The sequence below is a fragment of the Thalassospiraceae bacterium LMO-SO8 genome, from assembly GCA_031655335.1.
GTDB lineage: Bacteria > Pseudomonadota > Alphaproteobacteria > Rhodospirillales > Casp-alpha2 > UBA1479.
Genome location: CP134226.1, coordinates 668,911 through 688,173, shown reverse-complemented (window position 1 = coordinate 688,173; position 19,263 = coordinate 668,911). Strand labels below are relative to the sequence as shown.

At 66.8% G+C, this 19,263-nt stretch carries 20 protein-coding genes; 11 read left to right on the top strand and 9 right to left on the bottom strand.

The features are described 5' to 3' along the window. Positions 1-17 precede the first annotated feature (17 nt). The 4 genes from RJ527_03320 to leuD all read left to right on the top strand — a co-directional run bounded on the left by RJ527_03320 (position 18) and on the right by leuD (position 3,399). The gene (locus tag RJ527_03320; GenBank protein WND76780.1) at positions 18-356 is read left to right on the top strand and encodes a DUF1491 family protein; all 339 of its coding nucleotides are present in this window, start codon (positions 18-20) and stop codon (positions 354-356) included. 266 nt (positions 357-622) lie between these two features. Then, positions 623-1,324 (top strand): GntR family transcriptional regulator, encoded by a 702-nt coding sequence (locus tag RJ527_03315; GenBank protein ID WND76779.1) that lies wholly within the window; start codon positions 623-625, stop codon positions 1,322-1,324. Between the two features lie 12 nt (positions 1,325-1,336). Next, complete coding sequence (gene leuC, locus RJ527_03310; GenBank protein ID WND76778.1) at positions 1,337-2,773, top strand: 3-isopropylmalate dehydratase large subunit; 1,437 nt, start codon at positions 1,337-1,339, stop codon at positions 2,771-2,773. After that, a complete protein-coding gene (gene leuD / locus RJ527_03305) occupies positions 2,773-3,399 on the top strand; it encodes a 3-isopropylmalate dehydratase small subunit (GenBank protein WND76777.1) in 627 nt (208 codons plus the stop codon). Before leuC ends, leuD begins: the two co-directional genes overlap by 1 nt. 17 nt (positions 3,400-3,416) lie before the next feature. Here the strand turns inward: leuD and dgoD are convergent, their stop codons facing one another. From dgoD to RJ527_03285, 4 genes are all read right to left on the bottom strand, one after another. Further along, positions 3,417-4,595 carry a galactonate dehydratase gene (dgoD, locus tag RJ527_03300; GenBank protein ID WND76776.1) on the bottom strand — a complete coding sequence of 393 codons (1,179 nt, stop codon included), beginning with the start codon at positions 4,593-4,595 and terminating at the stop codon, positions 3,417-3,419. Between the two features lie 84 nt (positions 4,596-4,679). After that, positions 4,680-7,040: a xanthine dehydrogenase family protein molybdopterin-binding subunit gene (locus tag RJ527_03295; protein ID WND76775.1), complete on the bottom strand. Its 2,361-nt coding sequence runs from the start codon at positions 7,038-7,040 to the stop codon at positions 4,680-4,682. Between the two features lie 17 nt (positions 7,041-7,057). Then, positions 7,058-7,864, bottom strand: a complete 807-nt coding sequence (locus RJ527_03290) for a xanthine dehydrogenase family protein subunit M (GenBank protein WND76774.1) — start codon at positions 7,862-7,864, stop codon at positions 7,058-7,060. 10 nt (positions 7,865-7,874) lie between these two features. After that, positions 7,875-8,342 carry a (2Fe-2S)-binding protein gene (locus RJ527_03285; protein ID WND76773.1) on the bottom strand — a complete coding sequence of 156 codons (468 nt, stop codon included), beginning with the start codon at positions 8,340-8,342 and terminating at the stop codon, positions 7,875-7,877. 180 nt (positions 8,343-8,522) lie between these two features. On the opposite strand from RJ527_03285, the gene RJ527_03280 reads away from it, so the two are divergent. From RJ527_03280 to RJ527_03250, 7 genes are all read left to right on the top strand, one after another. After that, a complete protein-coding gene (locus tag RJ527_03280) occupies positions 8,523-9,095 on the top strand; it encodes a nucleotidyltransferase family protein (protein WND76772.1) in 573 nt (190 codons plus the stop codon). 87 nt (positions 9,096-9,182) lie between these two features. Next, complete coding sequence (locus RJ527_03275) at positions 9,183-9,794, top strand: carbon monoxide dehydrogenase subunit G (protein ID WND76771.1); 612 nt, start codon at positions 9,183-9,185, stop codon at positions 9,792-9,794. A gap of 14 nt (positions 9,795-9,808) precedes the next feature. Further along, positions 9,809-10,828, top strand: coding sequence for an XdhC family protein (locus tag RJ527_03270; GenBank protein ID WND76770.1), 1,020 nt, complete (start codon positions 9,809-9,811; stop codon positions 10,826-10,828). An 8-nt stretch (positions 10,829-10,836) separates the two neighbouring features. Beyond that, on the top strand, positions 10,837-12,045 hold the full coding sequence (locus tag RJ527_03265; GenBank protein ID WND76769.1) for a cysteine desulfurase: 1,209 nt from the start codon (positions 10,837-10,839) through the stop codon (positions 12,043-12,045). Continuing rightward, positions 12,042-12,479, top strand: a complete 438-nt coding sequence (locus RJ527_03260; GenBank protein ID WND76768.1) for an iron-sulfur cluster assembly scaffold protein — start codon at positions 12,042-12,044, stop codon at positions 12,477-12,479. Before RJ527_03265 ends, RJ527_03260 begins: the two co-directional genes overlap by 4 nt. 6 nt (positions 12,480-12,485) lie before the next feature. Then, positions 12,486-13,499 (top strand): metal-dependent hydrolase, encoded by a 1,014-nt coding sequence (locus tag RJ527_03255; GenBank protein ID WND76767.1) that lies wholly within the window; start codon positions 12,486-12,488, stop codon positions 13,497-13,499. Positions 13,500-13,616: 117 nt separating this feature from the next. Further along, a complete protein-coding gene (locus RJ527_03250) occupies positions 13,617-14,003 on the top strand; it encodes a hypothetical protein (protein WND76766.1) in 387 nt (128 codons plus the stop codon). A 4-nt stretch (positions 14,004-14,007) separates the two neighbouring features. Here RJ527_03250 and RJ527_03245 read toward each other — a convergent pair whose 3' ends face one another. From RJ527_03245 to ccoG, 5 genes are all read right to left on the bottom strand, one after another. After that, on the bottom strand, positions 14,008-14,724 hold the full coding sequence (locus tag RJ527_03245) for a Crp/Fnr family transcriptional regulator (GenBank protein WND76765.1): 717 nt from the start codon (positions 14,722-14,724) through the stop codon (positions 14,008-14,010). A 124-nt stretch (positions 14,725-14,848) separates the two neighbouring features. Next, complete coding sequence (gene ccoS, locus RJ527_03240; GenBank protein WND76764.1) at positions 14,849-15,031, bottom strand: cbb3-type cytochrome oxidase assembly protein CcoS; 183 nt, start codon at positions 15,029-15,031, stop codon at positions 14,849-14,851. A gap of 10 nt (positions 15,032-15,041) precedes the next feature. After that, the gene (locus RJ527_03235; GenBank protein ID WND76763.1) at positions 15,042-17,237 is read right to left on the bottom strand and encodes a heavy metal translocating P-type ATPase; all 2,196 of its coding nucleotides are present in this window, start codon (positions 17,235-17,237) and stop codon (positions 15,042-15,044) included. Then, positions 17,234-17,746, bottom strand: coding sequence for a FixH family protein (locus RJ527_03230; GenBank protein ID WND76762.1), 513 nt, complete (start codon positions 17,744-17,746; stop codon positions 17,234-17,236). Before RJ527_03230 ends, RJ527_03235 begins: the two co-directional genes overlap by 4 nt. Then, positions 17,746-19,236 (bottom strand): cytochrome c oxidase accessory protein CcoG, encoded by a 1,491-nt coding sequence (ccoG, locus tag RJ527_03225; GenBank protein WND76761.1) that lies wholly within the window; start codon positions 19,234-19,236, stop codon positions 17,746-17,748. The genes RJ527_03230 and ccoG overlap by 1 nt, the downstream gene beginning before the upstream one ends. Between the last annotated feature and the right edge of the window lie 27 nt (positions 19,237-19,263).

Here is a 19,263-nt window from a genome sequence, read left to right as displayed (position 1 = left end):
CTGGACTGGAAACCGAAATGGTCAGCGACCGCATCTCATCCGACGTATGGATCATGGCTCATGTGCGCCGCTGCAACGCCGACGGCGTGCCGGCCATGGTGGTGCGCCGGGGCGACGACCGGGCGGGGACGCTGATCCTGAAATTGAACCGTCTCGACGGGACCTGCCGCCTGCTGACCCAGGCCACGGACATGGACGGCAAGCTCGGCTGGCTCGAAGCCTTCAAGGGCGAAACGGTGCCGGAGGCCGAGGCCGACGACTACATCCAGCGCGCGATCAAGCGCGACCCGGATTTGTGGGTGGTCGAGATCGAACACAAGGACGCCTGGCATCCGTTCGAGGGGAAAGTTCTCTAGCTGTCCGCCGGACAAAAGAATACCGCCGCATCCAGGGACAAATGCGGCGGTCAGTGGGTTGGATGTTCCGCGGGCGATTTCGCGCCTTCCGATAGCAAGGCTTTGATCAACCTGGGAGGTGGTGATCCCGGGGCCCGTCATTTTGGATTTTCAATTGGCATGCCAGTAAATATATTATAGATATTGAATCCGAGTTCAACCATTGAGTCGCCCGCTGATGACGTTCATTCGGCGCGGCCGCCAAACACCACCGATTGGATCGATCGATGCTGGCCGTTCTTGAAAAACCAGATGCCGAAGCGCCGGCCCTGCTCAGCAGCGATGCGGCCTATGAATGGATCAAGCGCCGGATCATCACCAACGGCTTCCACCCCGGCACGCCGCTGGACGAACGATCGATCGCGCAGGAACTCGACATCAGCCGCACGCCCGTGCGCGAGGCGTTGCAGCGGCTTAAGTCCGAAGGATTTGTCGACATCCTTCCGCGCAAGGGGATCTTCGTGAAGCTTCTGTCGCGGGACAATCTGCGCGACCTCTATCAGGTCGTCACCTCGGTCGAGGTGATGGCAGTCGGCCTGATCGCCGAGCGGGGGCCGTCCCGCGCCGAGACCGACGGCCTGAACGCGATCTGCGACGACATGGCGGACGCCATCAAGGCCGGGGACATGCATCGCTGGACCGAAGTGGACGAGGCCTTTCACCGCCGTTTGCTGGACCTGTCCGGCAACCCGGCGCTGATCAAGGTTGGTTACGCCTATCGGGATCTGTCACAGCGCGCCCATTTCGTGGCCGACCGGGCGCGGCCGGAAGGCACGCAGGCGGCGTCGCTCAAGGCCCATCGAAAATTGGTCAAAACGCTGGCGTCGGGCGATCCGGAACGGGCCCGTCAGGAACATTTCGAACAGCGTGAAACCGGGGCGCGCAAACTGCTGGCCGCGATCGACGGGCTCGGCATTTCCGTTCTTTAGGCAGAGGAAGAAATGGGTAACACCGACGGAGGGGCAAGGACCCTCTACGACAAGCTTTGCGACAGCCATATGGTGCGGGACTTCGGCGACGGGCTGGTCCTGTTGTACGTCGATCTGCATGTGATGAACGAATACACCAGCCCCCAGGCGTTTTCCGGGCTGCACGACCGGGGGCGGCCCGTGTGGCGGCCGGATACCCATCTTGCCGTCGTCGACCACGTCAATCCGACCCGCCGTCTGGGCAGCCTCGACGAAATCGCCGACGCGGACGCGCGCTTGCAGGTCGAAAACCTGGTCCGCAACTGTGCCCGCCACGGGATCGAGATATTCGACCTGTTCGACGACCGTCAGGGGATCGAACACGTCGTCGTGCCCGAAACGGGCCGCGTGCAGCCGGGCATGGTCGTCGCCTGCGGCGACAGCCACACCACGACATACGGCGCTTTCGGCGCGCTCGGTTTCGGCATCGGGACGTCGGAGATCGAACACGTTCTGGCGACGCAGACCCTGGTTTACCGCCGCATGAAGAACATGCGCGTGACCTTCCGGGGCGATGCGGCCCAGGGGATCACGGCAAAGGACCTCGTCATGGCCGTGATCCGGGATCTGGGGGCGTCGGGCGGCGTCGGTTACGCCATCGAATATGCAGGGGCGGCGGTCCGGGATCTGACCCTGGAAGGACGCATGACCCTGTGCAACATGACCGTCGAATGCGGGGCCCGCGCCGCATTGATCGCATCCGACGAAAAGGTTTTTGATTATCTTCGGCGGCGCTGCCGGCCGGGCGACGACGCGGCATGGCGGGCGGGGGTCGCATCATGGCGGAACTTCGCCAGCGACCCGGACGCGCGGTTCGATCGCGAGGTCGAGGTCGACGCCGCCGCGATCAGCCCCCTGGTGACATGGGGCACCAGCCCCGACCAATGCATGGCCATCGCGGACCGGGTGCCCGATCCGCGTGCGGGCGGCGACGCCATGGCGCGCGCGGCGGCCGAACAGGCGCTCCGGTACATGGGGCTTTCACCGGGAATGCGGGCGGCCGACATCGCCATCAACGCCGCCTTCATCGGTTCCTGCACCAACAGCCGGATCGAGGATCTGCGGGCGGCGGCGGCTGTGCTGCGGGGGCGGCGGGTGTCTCCGTCCGTGCGGGCGATCGTGGTGCCCGGCTCCCGCGAGGTGCGTCGCCAGGCGGAGGCCGAGGGCTTGGCCAAGGTGTTCCGCGACGCGGGCTTCGAATGGCGGGATTCGGGCTGTTCCATGTGCCTTGCCATGAACGACGACGTGCTGGACGCCGGCGACCGCTGCGCCTCGTCGACCAACCGCAACTTCGAAGGACGCCAGGGACGCGGCGCGCGGACGCATCTGATGTCGCCCGCCATGGTCGCGGCCGCGGCGGTCGCGGGACACCTGATCGACTACCGCGATCTGCTTGACGGAGACATCTGATGGAGCCCTTCACCCGGGTGACCGGCATCGCGGCGCCCCTGACGCTGCCGAACATCGATACCGACGTGATCATGCCCAAACAGTTCCTGAAACGGATCGACCGCGAAGGACTGGCCGAGGGCGTGTTTCATGATCTGCGGGGCCGGGACGGGGGCCTGAATCCCGATTTCATCCTGAACAAACCCGCCTACCGCGACGCCTGTTTCCTGGTCGCGGGAGAGAATTTCGGATGCGGGTCCAGCCGGGAGCACGCCGTTTGGGGATTGATGCAGGCCGGTGTCCGCGCGGTCCTGGCCCCCAGCTTCGCCAGCATCTTTTTCGGCAACTGTGAAAAGAACGGCCTGTTGGCCATCGTTCTGCCGGGCCCGGTGTTCGGCCGCATTGCGGCGCTGGTCGAAGATCCCGCGACCAACCGCATGACGATCGACCTGACGGAGCAGACGATCGCGCTTGCCGACGGGGAACGGATCGCCTTCGCCATCGAACCCGAACGGCGGGAAAACCTGCTGTCCGGCCGCGATCATGTGGCCCATACGCTCGAATTCACGGATGACATCCGTGCGTTCGAGGCCGATCACCGCCGCCGGAATACCTGGTTTGTCGGAGAGCGCCGCAAACGGGCCTGAGGGCCCGCGCCGCCCGCCTACTGATCGACGATGAAGCCGTCCGCATGGGGGCGCATGCGGACCTTGCGCGGGAACGGCGGGAAGTTCTCCGCCGCCCCGGGGGCGAGCTTCACGCCCAGGCCCGGCGCGGTCGGGATGTCGACGAAGCCGTCCTTGAACGTCGGCACGTTGGTCACCACGGCCTTGTCGGCCAATTCGGTGCCCGGCTCGTTGGACGTGCCCTTGTCCTCGAACCCGACGCCGACCGTGGGATATTCCTGAATGGCGAAGTTGGGGATCGCGGCGTCCAGCTGCAGTTCGGCGAACAGGCACACGGGCGACAGAGGGTTGTGCGGGATGACCTGCACGTCATGGGCCTCGGCCAGGGCGGCGATCTTGCGCGCCCCGGTGATGCCGCCGCACAGGCAGGCGGAAATGCGCACGTAATCGACGCCTTCGCGGGTCAACAGCGCCTGGAAATCGTAGATTGAATTGAACCGTTCGCCGGTCGCCAGCGGAATGCTGATGCGGTCCTTGACCCGCGCCATGGCGTCGTGGCTGTCGGGGCGGATGGGGTCTTCGTAGAACATGGGGCGCAGGGGCTCCAGTTCCTGGGCGAACACCACGGCCTCGGCCGGGGTCAGGCGGCGGTGGATCTCGATGCACAGGTCGAGGTCCGGGCCGCAGGCGTCGCGCACGGCGGCGACCACGGCGACGGCGTCGTCGATCTTGCGCGCGTGGCTTTTGTAATAGGGCTTGTCGCGGTCTTCATCCAGGAACGGATTGAAATGGCCGACCGCGGTGAAACCCAGATCCTGCATCTTCTTGCAGTTGGCGACCATCTCGTCCTTGGTTTCCGCCTTTACATGGCCGTAGACGCGGGCCTTGGTGCGGGTCGGCCCGCCCAGCAACGCGTGGATGGGCTGGCCCAGGGCCTGGCCCTTGATGTCCCAAAGGGCGATGTCGATGGCCGAAATCGCGCCGCAGATGGCCGCGCCCCGGAAATGGCTGAACCGATGCATGACGTTCCAATGGTGCTCGATCGGTCCCGGGTCCTTGCCGATCAGGTAGTCGGCGAACTTCTCGACCGCCGTCTGGGCCGCTTCCAACTGGCCCCAGCTGCCGCATTCGCCCAGGCCGGTGATCCCGGCGTCGGTTTCGATCTCGACGAACAGGTACTTGCTGATCAGCTTGGGTGTGATTTTCGTGATCTTCATGGTCGGTCTTTCAACAACTGAGATGGCCACAGATGAAGCGGGCCGCCCCGTAGGGCGGCCCGGGTATCGGATCGGAAAGCGGGATCAGGCGGCGTCGCCGAGCAGTCCCTTGGGATCGAAGGCGCCCTTGGCCTGGATCGCCTTCCACACCTTCTGCGGCGTCAGCGGCATGTCGATATGGGTGACGCCGTAATCCTTCAGTGCGTCGAGCACCGCGTTGACCGCCGCCGGGCAGGCGCCGACGCAGCCGGCTTCGCCCGCGCCCTTGACGCCGAGCGGGTTCTTCTTAGTCGGAGCACCCTCGTAATAGCCGATCTCCATGTTGGGGATCTCGTCGGCATGGGGCAGGCCGTAATCCATGAGCGAGCCGGTCACCAACTGGCCATTATCCGGGTCATAGACGATGTTTTCCAGGAAGGCCTGGCCGATGCCCTGGGCGACGCCGCCCATGACCTGGCCGTCGGCCAGCATGGGGTTGATGATGGTGCCGAAGTCGTCCATCACCCAGTAACCCAGGAATTCGACCGTGCCCGTTTCCGGGTCGACCGCGACGGCCGCCGCATGAACGCCGTTGGGGATCGAGATGACGCCCCGTTCGAACACCGACGAATGGTCCAGGCAGCCCTCGTCCATGCCCTCGGGCAGCTTGTCCTTGTCCATGGAGGCGTCGATCACGTCGTTCATGGACACCGTCGAGGCCCCGGCCCTGAAGGTGCCGTCCTCGAACTCGACCTGGTCCGTTTCCGACTGCAACAGGCGGGCGGCGACGGGCTTGGCCAGTTCGATGATTTCCTGCGCGGCCTGCTGGACGGCGTTGCCGCCGACCTCCATCCCGCGCGAGCCGCCATGGCCGCCGCCCAAGGGCGTGGCCGTCGTATCGGACTGGCGGAATTTGATGCGCTCCATATCGACGCCCAGGTTGGCGGCGAGAATCTGGGCCAGGGAGGTTTCGTGCCCCATGCCCGTGGAGGACGTGCCGACGGCAAGGTCGATCGAGCCGTCCTTGTTGAAGGTCACGCCCGCGTGCTCCTTCGGCCCGCCGCCCGTGCATTCCAGATAGGGGGCTATGGCGAAGCCGTATTTCTTGCCGGCGGCCTCGGCCTTGGCCTTCAGCGCGTTCAGGTCGGCCTTTTCCGCCATTTTGAGGGTTTCTTCGAACAACAGCGGGAAGTCGCCGGAGTCCACGTCGAGGCCCATGGGCGTCTTGTGCGGCAGCATTTCCTTGGGCATCAGGTTCTTGCGCCGCAGCTCGATGGGATCGAACCCCAGCTTGCGCGCGGCGTATTCGACGATGCGTTCGGTCTGGAACGTCGCCTCCGGCCGGCCGGCCCCCCGGTAGGGGTCCATGGGGGCCGTGTTGGTCAGCACCGCGCGGCCCCAATAGTGCATGGCCGGAAAATGGTACGGGCCGCCCTGGGTGCGGGCGGAGCCCCCCGTGGGCGTGAACGGCCCGACGGTCCAGGCATAGGCGCCGATGCCGCCGACGGTCGTCGTGCGCAGGGCGAGGAACTTGCCGTCCTTGGTCAGCGCCAGTTCCACGCGGGACGACTGGCCGCGGCCGTGGGTGTCCGAGAGGAAACTTTCCGAGCGCGAATTGATCCACTTCACCGGGCGGCCCAGGCGCTTCGCCGCATAGAGGCAGAGGGACGGTTCCGGATAGCCCGAGTTCTTGGCCCCGAAGCCGCCGCCCACGTCGGGGGCGATGTGGTCGAGCTGGCTTTTGTCGATGTTCAGGACCTCGGCGAAGGTGTCGCGGTTGGCGTGCACGTTCTGTGAGGCGTTCCACAGGGTGTACTTGTCTGCCGCTGCGTCATAGGCGGCGACGCAGCCGCGTGTTTCGATCGGCACGGCGGTGACCCGGTTGTTCAGCACGTCGAGGGAGACCACGTGGTCGGCCTCGGCGAAGGCCTTGTCCGTGCCGGCCTTGTCGCCCAGCTCGAAATTCAGGCACAGGTTGTTCGGGATGTCGTCCCACAATTGGGGGGCGCCGGGCTTCAGCGCCTCGACCGGATCGGTCACGGCGGGCAGTTCGTCGTAATCGACATCGACCGCTTCCGCCGCCGCCTGGGCCTGTTGAAGGGTTTCGGCGACGACCAGGGCCACCGGCTCACCCACGTAGCGCACCCGGTCGATGGCCAGGGCATGACGCGGCGGTTCCTTCAGCGGCGTGCCGTCGGCGTTGTTCTTCACGCCGGACTTGGTCGGCATGGGCTTGAAGCCCTCGCGCAGCCAGTCGTCGCGGGTGACGACCAGAAGCACGCCGTCCATGGCCAGGGCCGCCGAGGTGTCGATGGCGTTGATGGTGGCGTGGGCATAGGCCGCGCGCACCACGACGGCGCGGGTCTGGCCGTCCAGATTGATGTCGTCGATGTAGCGGCCGTGGCCGGTCAGAAAACGATGGTCCTCGAACCGCTTGAGGGATTCGCCGATTTTTACGTTGCTCATTGTTCCGTACTCCCCCTTCAGCCTTGCCCGTTGGCCTGATTGACGGCCCGTTTGGCCATGACGCCGATCAGATTGGCGCGGTAGGCCGCGTCGGCATGCATGTCGGTCATCAGGTCGTCGGCGGGCACGGTGACGCCGGTCAGGGCGTCGGCTGAAAAACTGTTGTTCAAGGCGTCTTCGATTTCCGTTGCACGGAACACGCCGTCCTGGCCCGCCCCGGTAACCGCGACGCGGACACCCGATGCGGTCTTGGCGACGAACACGCCGACCAGGGCATAGCGCGACGCCGGGTTGGGGAACTTGGCGTAGCCGGCCTTTTCGGGGACCGGGAACTTGACCGCCTTGATGATCTCGCCGGGCTCCAGGTTGGTCGCGAACATGCCGTCGAAATAGTCCTCGGCGGCGATCTCGCGCCGGTCGGTGACGATGGCCGCGCCCAGGCCCATGACCGCCGAGGGATAGTCGGCGGAGGGGTCGTTGTTGGCGAGCGAACCGCCGATGGTGCCCCGGTTGCGCACCTGGGCGTCGCCGATGCCGCCGGCCAGGATCGTCAGCGCCGGGATCGCGGCCTTGACCTCGGCCGAGGCGGCGACGACCGCGTGGCGGGTCATGGCGCCGATGGTCACGAAGCCGCCCGCGACCTCGATCCCCGCAAGGCCGTCGACGGCGTTGAGGTCGACCACGTCCGTGGGCATGGCCAGGCCCTGCTTGAGGACCGGGATCAGCGTCTGACCGCCGGCCATGTACATGGCGTCGTCGGCGTTGGAATGGGCGGCGGTGGCATCGGTCAAAGACGCGGGCCGCATGTAATTGAAATCTTCCATGTCGTTCTCCTCAGCCCCGAAGCGCCTTGGCGCCGTCGAGGACGGCGGCGACGATGTTCTGATACCCCGTGCAGCGGCAGATGTTGCCTTCCAGCCCGTGGCGGACGTCGGCCTCGGTCGGGTTCGGGTTGTCCTTCACCAGGGTCATGGCGCGCATCACCATGCCGGGGGTACAGAACCCGCATTGCAGGCCGTGATGGTCGTTGAAGGCCTTCTGCATGGGGTTCAACTGACCTTCCGGGGCCAGGCCTTCGATGGTCGTGATCTCGGCGCCGTCGGCCTGGGCCGCCAGCATGGTGCAGCTTTTCACGGCCTGGCCGTTCAGGTGCACGGTGCAGGCGCCGCATTGGCTGGTGTCGCAGCCGATGTGCGTGCCCGTCAGTTTCAGGGTCTCGCGGATGAACTCGACAAGCAACGTACGGCCCTCGACGGACTTGGTGATCTGCTCGCCGTTTACGGTTAGGGATATTTCTGGCATGGCCCCTTCAAACCCTTGTTCAGGGCTTGTCCTGGATGTTTTTTGGATGAATGGCGTCTGCGCGCCTGGAATAATTGTATACAAATCATATAACAGGACTCCACCAGCAGGAAAACCCGCTAACAGGCCGAGATGCAAGTTACAGATCAAAATAACGGTGCCGATCCGGCCCCTTCGGGGGTGGCCGCCGTCATCCTGGCGGCGGGGCGCTCGACCCGCATGGCGCCCGTGAACAAGCTGACTGCCGACTACCAGGGGGCCGCCCTGGTGCGGCACGCGGCCGAGGCGGCCCTGGCGTCCCGCGCGGCGGAGGTCGTGGTCGTCACCGGCCACGACGCCGATGCCGTGCGCGCGGCGCTTGTCGGATTGGAGGTGCGGTTCGTCGCCAACCCGGACTATGCGACGGGCCTGGCGTCCTCGGTCAAGGCCGGGGTCGCCGCCGTGGGGCCGCACGCCACGGGTGCGGTCATTCTGCTCGGCGACATGCCGGGGGTCACGTCGGCGGTGATCGATGCCTTGATCCGGGCTTTTGAAGGCGCGGGCGGGGCAAAAATCTGTCAGCCCAGCTACGATGGCAAGCCGGGCAATCCCGTGCTTTGGCCCGCTACCCTGTTCGGCGAGTTCGATGAGCTTTCCGGCGACGTCGGGGCCAAGCCGCTGTTGGCCCGCCATAAGGCGGATGTGTTGGGGGTGGACGTGGGCACCGACGCTATCCATATGGATATCGACACCCCCACCGATCTCGGTGCCTGATTATTCCCGACATGACTTTTCAAACATATCGAGGCATAAAGAGCCCACGATATTCCGCAGACAACCCAAGAAGGACGTGAAAGACCCATGGATCTGAAGGACCAACGCCGCATCGCCGCCCCGAGGGAGGCCGTGTTCGCCGCCCTCAACGACCCGGACATCCTGGCCAAGGCCATTCCCGGCTGTGAAAGCCTGGACAAGGTTTCGGACACGGAATTCGCCGCCGTCGTGACCGCCAAGGTCGGGCCCGTGCGCGCCAAGTTCAACGGTCAGGTCACCCTGTCGGACCTCAACCCGCCGGAAAGCTATACCATCACCGGCGAGGGCAAGGGCGGCGCCGCCGGTTTCGCCAAGGGCGGGGCCGTCATCACCCTGGTCGAGGACGGCGACGGCACCCTGTTGAATTACGAGGTCAAGGCCGACGTCGGCGGTAAATTGGCGCAACTCGGCGGCCGCCTGATCGAGGGGACGTCCAAGAAACTGGCGGGCGAATTCTTTTCGACCTTCGAGCAACTGGTCGTCGAGCGCGCCGGGGGTGTCGCCGACGACGCGGCGCCGGCGCAGCCGGCCCCCCCCGCGGGCGAACCCATGGCGCCCCCGTCCGAGTCCGGTCTGGGCGGCAAGCTTTGGATTCCCGTGGCCATCGCCGCCGCAGTCGCCGTGGCCTATGTGCTGTCGACCATGAAGCTGTTCGGCTAGGACGGGGCCCGGCCATGTCCCTGCCCACGGATCAGATGCTGCCCGCCGACGACGTGTTCGATACCGCCTTTGCCTGGCGGGACGCCGGCAAGCCCGTGGCGTTGGCGACCGTGGTCTCGACCTGGGGGTCGTCGCCGCGTCCGCCGGGAAGCCACCTGGGGGTTTCCGCCGACGGCGAGATGACGGGGTCCGTCTCCGGCGGCTGCATTGAAGGCGCGGTGGTCAAGGAAGCCCTCGACATTCTCAAGGGTGCTCCGGCCCAGGTCCTTGATTTCGGCGTCACCGATCAGCAGGCCTGGGACGTGGGTCTGGCGTGCGGCGGGGCGGTCAAGGTGCTGGTCCGCGATTTCGTGCCCCTGATCCCGTTGTACACTCAGGCCCGCGCGGCTCTGGCCTCGGGCGAACCGTCGGCCTTGGTCACCCGTCTGGACAGCGGTGAAACGGTGGCGCTGGGCGCGGGCGATCTTCCCGACACGGTCGCCGAGGCCGCGCGCAAGGCGCTCAAGGACGACAAATCCCGCGCCTATTCCGGCGACGACGGCGACTGGTTCATCGAGATCGTGGCCCCGCCGCGCCGGTTGATCGTGGTCGGCGCGGTGCATATCGCCCAGGCCCTGGTGCCCATGGCGGCCATGGCCGGGTTCCGGGTCACGGTCGTCGATCCGCGCCGGGCCTATGCCTCCGACACGCGGTTTCCCGGCGTCGACGTGCGCACGGACTGGCCGGACGAGGCCTTGGACGACCTGAAGCCCGACAGCCGCACGGCCATCGTCACCCTGACCCATGACCCCAAGCTGGACGACCCGGCCCTGGATCGGGCGCTGCGCTCACCGGCGTTCTATATCGGCTCTCTCGGCAGTTCGCGGACCCAGGCCAAACGGGTCGAGCGTCTGGCCGAAGTCGGGTTCGATGAGGCCGCCATCCGGCGCATCCACGGGCCCATCGGGCTGCGCATCGGGGCGCAGTCGCCTGCGGAAATCGCCGTCAGCATCCTGGCCGAGATCATCGCCCGGATGCGCGGCGCCGCGGACTAGGGCGGACCGTGCCCGTGTTGTCCCTGCGCGATCAGTTTCCCTCTCTGGCCTCGGGTCTGGCCGGCACCTATCTGGACAACGCGGCGATGACCCAGATCGCGGGCCCCGTGCTGGCGCGCATGGCGGCCTTCGAAACCGGCGGCCGGGCCAACGTGAAGCGGGGCATCTATCCCCTGGCGACGCAGGCGACGGCGGCCTTCGAGGGCGCGCGGGCGGCCCTGGCGCGCTATCTGGGGGCAGGGAACCCGAACGAGGTGGTGTTCACATCCGGGGCCACGGCGGCGATCAATCTTGTCGCCCAGGGCTTCGGCGCCGGCTTGGCGGCGGGTGACGAAATCATCATCGGTGAGGCCGAACATCACGCCAACATCGTGCCCTGGCAGATGCTGCGCGACCGCGCGGGCGTGGTTCTCAAGGTGCTGCCGGTCGACGACGCGGGCCATCCCCGGTTGGATGCCCTGGACGATCTGATGACGGCGCGCACCCGACTGATCACGGTGACCCATGCGTCGAACGTCACGGGGGCGGTGACCGACGTCGCGGCGATCTGCGACAAGGCGCGGGGCAAGGGCGTGCGCGTGCTGGTCGACGGCGCGCAGATGGCCGCCCATGGGCCTGTCGATGTGGTGGCCCTGGGCTGCGATTTCTATGTCGTCACCGGGCACAAGATGTTCGGGCCGACGGGCGTCGGCGTGCTGTGGGCGCGGGCGGAGGTTCTGGACGGCATGACGCCGTTCATGGGCGGCGGCGAAATGATCCGCCGCGTCACCTTCGCGGAAACCACTTATGCCCCGCCGCCCCACCGCTTTGAGGCCGGCACCCCGCCGGTGACCCAGGCCGTCGGCCTGGGCGCGGCGGCGGATATGTTGTTGGGCCTGGACTGGCCGGAAATCCGCGCTCAGGAACAGGTCCTTTTCGGCATCCTGATGGAACGGCTCGCGGCCCTGGGGCGGGTCACGGTCATCGGCCCGGGGGGCAATGCCAGGCGGTTGCCGATCCTGTCCTTCACCGTGACCGACGCCCATCCCCACGATATTTGCGAACTGATGGGGGCCCGGGGGATCGCCCTGCGCGGCGGCCATCATTGCGCCCAGCCGTTGATGGACCGTTTCGGGATCGAGGCGACGACCCGGGCCAGTCTGGCGCTCTACAACGTGCAGGGCGACATTGACGCCTTCACGGACGCCCTGGATGAAACATTGAAGGTGCTGGCATGAACGGTGCCGACGACATTTACGACGCGCGCATCAAGGAACTGGCGGCCAAGGCCCGCGACCTGGGGCCGGTCGAACACGCCGATTGCCGGCACGAGGCCGACAATTTCCTCTGCGGTGACCGGGTCACGGTCGAGGTTGAGCGGGACGGCGACCGCATCAAGGCGCTGGGCGGCAAGGTGCGTGGCTGTCTTTTGACCCAGGCCGCCGCCGCCCTGGCCGCCCAGGCGGCGCCGGGTTTGGATGTGGCGGGCCTCATGAACGGCATCGAACAGGCCAAGGCCCTGATGGCCGACGGCACGCCGGCCACGGGTGCTTGGGAAGGGCTCAACGCCTTCACGCCGGTCCATGATGCCAGGCACCGCCACGACTGCGTGCTGCTGCCGTTCCAGGCGCTCGCCGCCTGTCTTGACCAGACCGAACCTCGGGACGGCTGATCCCCCATGGACCCGCTCAGCCAGGGCGCCCTCGGCGCGGTTCTTCCGCTTGCCACGCGCCGGCGCACCCAGGCCGCCGTGGCCGGTGGCCTCGGCTTCATCGCCGGGATGATGGCGGACCTGGATGTCCTGATCCGGTCACAGACCGATACCCTGCTGTTCCTGGAATATCACCGCCAGTTCACCCACTCCCTGATCTTCATTCCCGTGGGCGGGCTGATCGCCGCTCTGCTTCTGCATCGGCCGTTTCGGCGATGGCACGGCCTGACGTTCCTTCGGACATGGATGTTCTGCGCCCTGGGATACGGCACCCATGGGCTGCTCGACACGGCGACGTCCTACGGGACCGTGCTGCTGTGGCCGTTCAGCGATGAACGGTTTTCCTGGAGCATCATCTCCATCGTCGACCCCTTGTTCACGCTGCCGGTCCTGACGTTCGCCGCCGTCGGCATGGTCCGGCGCAGCGGCGCCTGGGGCCGGGCGGCCCTCGTCTGGGCGCTGGTTTATCTGGGGTTGGGCGCGGTGCAGCACCGCAATGCCCTGGCCATGGGCCATGCCCTTGCGGCCGACCGGGGACACGCGCCGCTGCGGCTCGAGGTCAAACCCAGCTTCGCCAACATCCTGGTGTGGAAGGTGATCTACGAGACCGCCGACCGCTTCCACGTGGATGCCGTGCGCGCGGGCATCGGCGCCATGGTCATGCCGGGGATGTCGGTTCCGCGGCTCGACCCGGCGCGGGATTTCCCGTGGCTGCGGGCGGAGTCACGGCAGGCGCGCGATATCGCGCGGTTCGCCCGATACAGCGACGGTTACGTGGCCCGTGATCCGGTCCGCCCCGACCGCGTGATCGACGTGCGCTATTCCTTCGTGCCGAACGAGATCGCGCCCCTGTGGTCGATCGGTCTCAGGCCCGGTGCCGCGCCGGAGGCACATGTCACCTTCGAAACGCACCGCGAGTCGGTGCGCGCGCGTCTGCCTGATTTGTGGCGGATGATCGTCACGACGATGCCCTGGGGCTGATCCGCCTGTTTCCGAAGTCTCTTTTTCGCACTTGCGGATAATGTCATTGCGCCGGCTTGGGAGTAATGGTCTCATTTTGAGTCATGGCCGTTCCAGATTCCGGAAGGCGCGCGATTTATGCCCTATGAAATCACCGAAGAGCCGATTGGTGTATATGTTCGCCATTTCGGCTTTGCGGCCCCCTTCGAGGTCATGGAGATTACCGCCTGGGAGGCGGCGAATATCCGTGACCATCACACCTACATGATCGTCGATCTGTCGGAAGTCGATTCCGATACGGTGGCGTCCTGGACCAATGCGATCCTGCGCGCCGTCGCCGACGACGAGGCGGCCAGACCGCCGCAGGATTATCTCGCCCGACCGTTCAAGCTGGCTTTCGTGTGTGACAACGAATTGCTGAAATCTCTTTTGCAGTCGTTCGTGGAAAGTGGCTCGCGCCCCAATCACGACCTGATGATCTTCAGGACGCTCAGGCAGGCGCGGGCCTGGGTGGCGGTCCGGTAACTCGTTACATCAGCGCCCGCTGTTCCAGGCGGCCCCGGTCGGGGATCGCCAGACCCTTGTCCGTGCGCTGAACGATGTCGTCGTCGCGCAGGCGGCCCAGGATGCGCGACACGGTTTCGCGCGATGCGCCGATCATGTTGGCGAAGTTGGTCTGGGTCGGCACCGGGAACACCACATAACGGCCGGGGTCCTCGGGGTCCGGTTCGGCCATGCGGATCAACTCCATGCACACCCGCTGTTCGGCGCCCAGCAGGCTGACGTCGGCCAGCCGTTCGTCGCCCAGGCGGATCACGGCGGCCAACCGCTTGAGCAGCGCCATCGCCATGTCCCGGTTGCTGGTGACGAGATCGAGGAACGCCGGGCCGGGCACGGCGCCGACGATGCAGCGCGTGATGGTGCAGACCCAGGCCGAGCGCGGCAGGCCGTCGATGGCGGCTAGTTCGCCGAACACGTCGCCGTCCTTCAGCGCGGCATAGGATACGGCGCGCCCGGATTCCGAATAGTTCAGGACATGGGCGGTGCCGGTGATCAGGAAATAGACGCTGGAATATTCCTCGCCCCGCTCGATGATTTTTTCACCGGGGCCGAAGTCCATCCAACGGCATTGGCGTTCCAGCCCGGCCAGTTCAGCCACGCTTAGACAGTCCAGCAGCGACACGGTGTTCAGGTTTTGCGCCGTCTTGGCAAGATTGCCCGATTTGGTTGGATCACTGCGCCCCATGCGTCCATTCCCCTTTGGTGGGCTGCACGCGGTGACGGTGCCGCCTGACCTAGGATACGGTGCAAAAGCAAACGGGTTCAACGCAGAAATGGCGGGAACGGGCCGGGCCCGGCGGGACGTCTCGTCAGTGGCAGGGTGGATGGATGCCGAACCAGGTCCCGGGTTTGTCCTCGTCATCCATCAGGATGCGCTCCGCCGCGCCGTCCAGGTCCTCGAACTGACCCGATTTGAGCGCCCAGAAGAACGCCCCCAGGCCGATCAGGCCAAGGAACAGGGCGGCGGGAATCAGGTAGATCAGGACATCCATGGCGTGGTTCCTACTTCACGAGTTTCAGGCGGAGCGCATTGAGCGTCACCAGGATCGACGACGACGACATGGCGACAGCGGCGACCAGCGGCGTCGCCAGCCCGGCCACGGCGACGGGCACGGCGATGACGTTGTAGAGCAGGGCCAAGGCGAAATTCTGTTTCACATGCCGGGTCGCGGCGCGGGCAACGGCGACGGCTTCGGCCACGGGGGCGAGGGAGCGGCCCTGGAACACCATGTCGGCGGCGGTCTGGCTGATGTCGGCGGCGGTCGCGGGCGACAGCGAGGCATGGCCCGCCGCCAGGGCGGGGGCGTCGTTCAGCCCGTCGCCGACCATCACTACCGTGCGGCCCTGGGCGGCTAGGTCCTTCAGGCGCTGGACCTTGGCGGCGGGCGGGCATTGGGCCCGCCAGTCGCCGATGCCGAGTTCGTCCGCGACGGCGCGCACGACGTCTTCCCGGTCGCCGGAAAGCAATTCAATGCCGAGCCCCATGGCCCGCAGCCGCGCGATGGTGTCGCGGGCATCGTCGCGCAGCCGGTCGGCGAAGACGAAGCGCACGGGGGCGTCGTCGCCGTCGGCCAGCCAGAATTCGGGACCGGCGGGAGCACCTGTGTCGGTTGCCGTTGCCTCGGCATGGCACCAAGCCGCGCTGCCGAGGCGCAGCGGGCGGCCGCCGTGACGGGCGGACAGGCCGCAGCCGGGCGTTTCCGTGACGTCGGCAAGGTCGATCCGGACGGCATCGTCTTGGGCGGCGGCCTTGACCAGGGCGCGGGCGAGCGGATGGCGGCTGTGGGCGGCCAGGGCGGCGGCCAGACGCAGGGTATCGGGCGGAATCTCGCCGGCGTTGACCAGGGACGCCTCACCCAGGGTCAGGGTGCCGGTCTTGTCGAACACCACATGGTCCGCCTGGGCCAGGCGTTCCAGCCCGTCGGCGGCCTTGAGCAGCACGCCGCGCTGCAACAGCCGGCCCGAGGCGACGACCTGCACCGCCGGTACGGCGAGGCCGAGCGCGCAGGGGCAGGTGATGATGAGCACGGCCACGGCGGTCAGCAGCGACCGTTCCCAATCGCCGGTCGCCCACCACCATCCGGCCAGCGTCCCGGCGGCCAGGATATGTACGGCCGGGGCGTAGATGCGGGCGGCCCTGTCGGCGAGCCGCACGTACTTGGCGCGGCCCTGTTCGGCGGCCTCCATCAGGCGCACGATCTCGGCCAGCAGGGTGTCCTCGCCGGCGGCCGTGATGCGCACCTCGACCGGGGCGGTCAGGTTGAGCGTCCCCGCGTAGACGGCGTCGCCGGGGGCGGCGTCATGCGGCAGACTTTCGCCGGTGACCAGGGAAGTGTCCATGTCCGTGCGGCCGGTGACGATCTCACCGTCGGCGGCCAGACGCTCCCCGGCCGCCACGGCCAACACCATGCCGGGGACGAGGCTCGTGGTCGCGACGGCGCGCTGTTTGCCGTCCGCGCCCACGACCATGGCGGTCGCGGCGCGCAGGCCGAGCAGACGGGTCGCGGCGGACCGCGCCTTGGTCCGCGCCCGGCGGTCCAGGTAGCGGCCGATCAACAGGAAGAACAGCAGTGTCACCGAGGCGTCGAAATAGGCGTGCTCCGCGCCCTTCATGGTCTGTTGCAGGCTCATGCCCGCGGCCAGGATCACGGCCAGCGAGATCGGCACATCCATGTTGAGGGCACGGTTGACGAGTGCCCGCGCGGCGGAGGCGAAGAACGGCATCCCCGCATAGACCACGGCGGGCAGGGCGATCAGCGCCGACACCCAATGGAACAGATCACGGGTCGCCCCGCCCATGCCCGAGAAATGTCCGGACCACACGGACACGGACAGCAGCATCACGTTGGCGGCGGCGAACCCGGCCACGGCCATGGCCTTCAAAAGGCGTTTGTCCTCGGCCTCGCCGCCGTCTTCCAAGGCCGCGGGGTCGAAGGCGCGGGCGGGAAAGCCCAGGTCCGTGACCGTCTCGGCGATGGCGTCGGGGGTGGTCTGGCCGGGCAGCCAGTCGACCCGCAGGCGCTTGGTCGACAGATTGACGCGCGACGCGGCGACGCCCGGCATCTTCGCCAGCGTGCCCTCGATCCGCTTGATGCAGCCCGCGCAATGAACGTTCTCGACCATCAGGTGGAGGGTCTCGGGCGACGCGGTCGTGGCCTCGGCGGCGGGGGCCGGGGTGGCGGCGGTGACCTGGTTCATTTCGCGTCCCCGGCCTGGATCTCGTGGACCATGCGGAAACTGCGGCCGTCGGGGGCCCGGGCGGTGACCTCGACCTGCCAACGGCCCAGGGCCGGAAGCCGCAACAGGGCGGCGTAGAGGCCCGGGCGGTCCTCGGCCAGCCTGACCTCCACGGTCAGACCCTCGCCCAGCGGACGGGTGAGGCGGGCTTGGGCGGCCAGACCGGCAAGGACGCCGTCGGGGCCGGTCATGGTCAGGGTCAGCATGCGGGTTCCCTTGGGCGTCGACGGGCCCAGGACAACGTGGGATCGCCAGCCCATGGCATCCTGGCGGGCGGCGCTTTCCAGGGTCTTGTTGTAGGCGATGCCTTCTTCATAGGCCTTCTGGGTGGTCAGGCCCGGCCAGCTGTCGAGCGCGAAATAGACGAAGGTCAGGTTGACCGCGATGATTACGGCGAAGAAGGCGACGATCCAGATCAGCACCATCTTGCCGGTGATCGGCCGGGGGGCGGACGGCAGGGCGCGGCTCATCACTGCGGCCCCCGGAACAGGCTGTTGTAGGACGCGGTCTGGCCCGTGTTGATTTCCTTCAGCACGAACCGCAGGTCGGCGGCGTCGCTCTTCAGGGTGCCCGGCGGCACGGTGACCAGCAGGCGGAACGATTGCAGGCGGTCGGGCTTCACGGTGAAGTAGGGATCGGGGCTGTCGCCCATGTCCTCGGAGCCCACGACCTTCAGCTTCGCCCCGTGCAGGCCCGAGGCATGCAGGGTCAACGTGCGCTGCTCGCGCGCCTTGTTGAGAATCTTGAAGGTGTAGCCGTTGCGGATGCTGCCGTCGCTGAGCGTCGTGTACAGCGGGTTGCGGTCATGGATCACGTTGATGTCGAGGTCGGAGCGGGTCAGCAGCACATAGACCATGCCGAGCCCGATCAATGCCCAGAGCGCGAAATAGAACAAGGTGCGCGGGCGGAACAGGCGCAGCTTGGTTTCCTTGCCCTCGCGGCGGCGTTCGTCATTGGCGATGGAATCATAGTCGATCAGCCCGCGCGGGCGGCCGATCTTGCCCATGACGTCGTCGCAGGCGTCGATGCACAGCGCGCAGGTGATGCATTCCAGCTGCTGGCCGTCACGGATGTCGATGCCCATGGGGCAGACCACGACGCAGGCCTTGCAGTCGATGCAGTCGCCGCGGGTGTCCCAGTCGGCGTTCTTTTCGAACGGGCGGCGCGGTTCGCCCCGGTCCGTGCGGTAGGTGACGGTCAGGCTTTCCTCGTCCATCATCGCCGCCTGGATGCGCGGCCAGGGGCACATGTAGGTGCAGACCTGTTCGCGCATGAAGCCGCCCAGGGTGAAGGTGGTGAAGGTCAGTACGCCGACGGTGGCATAGGCGACCGTGGCGGCCTGGCCGGTGACCAGATCGGTCAGCAGCGTCGGCGCGTCGGCGAAATAGAACACCCACGCACCTCCGGTGCCCATGGCGATGATCAGCCAGATCACGTATTTGGTGATCCGCTTGGACAGTTTGGACGCCGACATCGGCTCCTTGTCCAGGCGGATGCGCGCCGACCGGTCGCCTTCGACCATGCGTTCAACCCAGATGAACAGGTCCGTCCATACGGTTTGCGGGCAGGTATAGCCGCACCACGCCCGGCCGACCACGGAGGTGATCAGGAACAGGCCGAGGCCCGCCATGATCAGTAGGCCCGCGATGTAATAGAATTCCTGGGGCCAGATCTCGATGAAGAAGAAATAGAAGCGCCGGCCCGGAATATCGACCAGCACGGCCTGATCGGGCGCCCCCGGCCCGCGGTCCCAGCGCAGCCAGGGCGTCACGTAATAGATGCCCAGGGTGACGGCCATGACCCACCATTTGAAGGTGCGGAAAAAGCCGTGGGTGCGGCGCGGGTGAATCTTCTTGCGCGGCACGTAAAGCGGCGGCCGCGTTTCCTTGCGGTTGACGGCTTCGACGTCGTATTCCCGGATTTCCGGGGCGTCGATGGCCGCGTCCAACAGACTTCCCATGCTGCGCATTCGTTTTACCCCAAGGTG

Coding starts and splice junctions, on each gene's coding strand:
- RJ527_03315 (WND76779.1), top strand. CDS start 623: ATGCTGGCCGTTCTTGAAAAACCAGATGCCGAAGCGCCGGCCCTGCTC.
- RJ527_03275 (WND76771.1), top strand. CDS start 9,183: ATGGATCTGAAGGACCAACGCCGCATCGCCGCCCCGAGGGAGGCCGTG.
- RJ527_03255 (WND76767.1), top strand. CDS start 12,486: ATGGACCCGCTCAGCCAGGGCGCCCTCGGCGCGGTTCTTCCGCTTGCC.
- RJ527_03290 (WND76774.1), bottom strand. CDS start 7,864: ATGGAAGATTTCAATTACATGCGGCCCGCGTCTTTGACCGATGCCACC.
- RJ527_03285 (WND76773.1), bottom strand. CDS start 8,342: ATGCCAGAAATATCCCTAACCGTAAACGGCGAGCAGATCACCAAGTCC.
- RJ527_03295 (WND76775.1), bottom strand. CDS start 7,040: ATGAGCAACGTAAAAATCGGCGAATCCCTCAAGCGGTTCGAGGACCAT.
- leuD (WND76777.1), top strand. CDS start 2,773: ATGGAGCCCTTCACCCGGGTGACCGGCATCGCGGCGCCCCTGACGCTG.
- ccoS (WND76764.1), bottom strand. CDS start 15,031: ATGGATGTCCTGATCTACCTGATTCCCGCCGCCCTGTTCCTTGGCCTG.
- RJ527_03320 (WND76780.1), top strand. CDS start 18: ATGGTCAGCGACCGCATCTCATCCGACGTATGGATCATGGCTCATGTG.
- RJ527_03250 (WND76766.1), top strand. CDS start 13,617: ATGCCCTATGAAATCACCGAAGAGCCGATTGGTGTATATGTTCGCCAT.
- ccoG (WND76761.1), bottom strand. CDS start 19,236: ATGGGAAGTCTGTTGGACGCGGCCATCGACGCCCCGGAAATCCGGGAA.
- RJ527_03270 (WND76770.1), top strand. CDS start 9,809: ATGTCCCTGCCCACGGATCAGATGCTGCCCGCCGACGACGTGTTCGAT.
- dgoD (WND76776.1), bottom strand. CDS start 4,595: ATGAAGATCACGAAAATCACACCCAAGCTGATCAGCAAGTACCTGTTC.
- RJ527_03235 (WND76763.1), bottom strand. CDS start 17,237: ATGAACCAGGTCACCGCCGCCACCCCGGCCCCCGCCGCCGAGGCCACG.
- RJ527_03245 (WND76765.1), bottom strand. CDS start 14,724: ATGGGGCGCAGTGATCCAACCAAATCGGGCAATCTTGCCAAGACGGCG.
- RJ527_03260 (WND76768.1), top strand. CDS start 12,042: ATGAACGGTGCCGACGACATTTACGACGCGCGCATCAAGGAACTGGCG.
- RJ527_03230 (WND76762.1), bottom strand. CDS start 17,746: ATGAGCCGCGCCCTGCCGTCCGCCCCCCGGCCGATCACCGGCAAGATG.
- leuC (WND76778.1), top strand. CDS start 1,337: ATGGGTAACACCGACGGAGGGGCAAGGACCCTCTACGACAAGCTTTGC.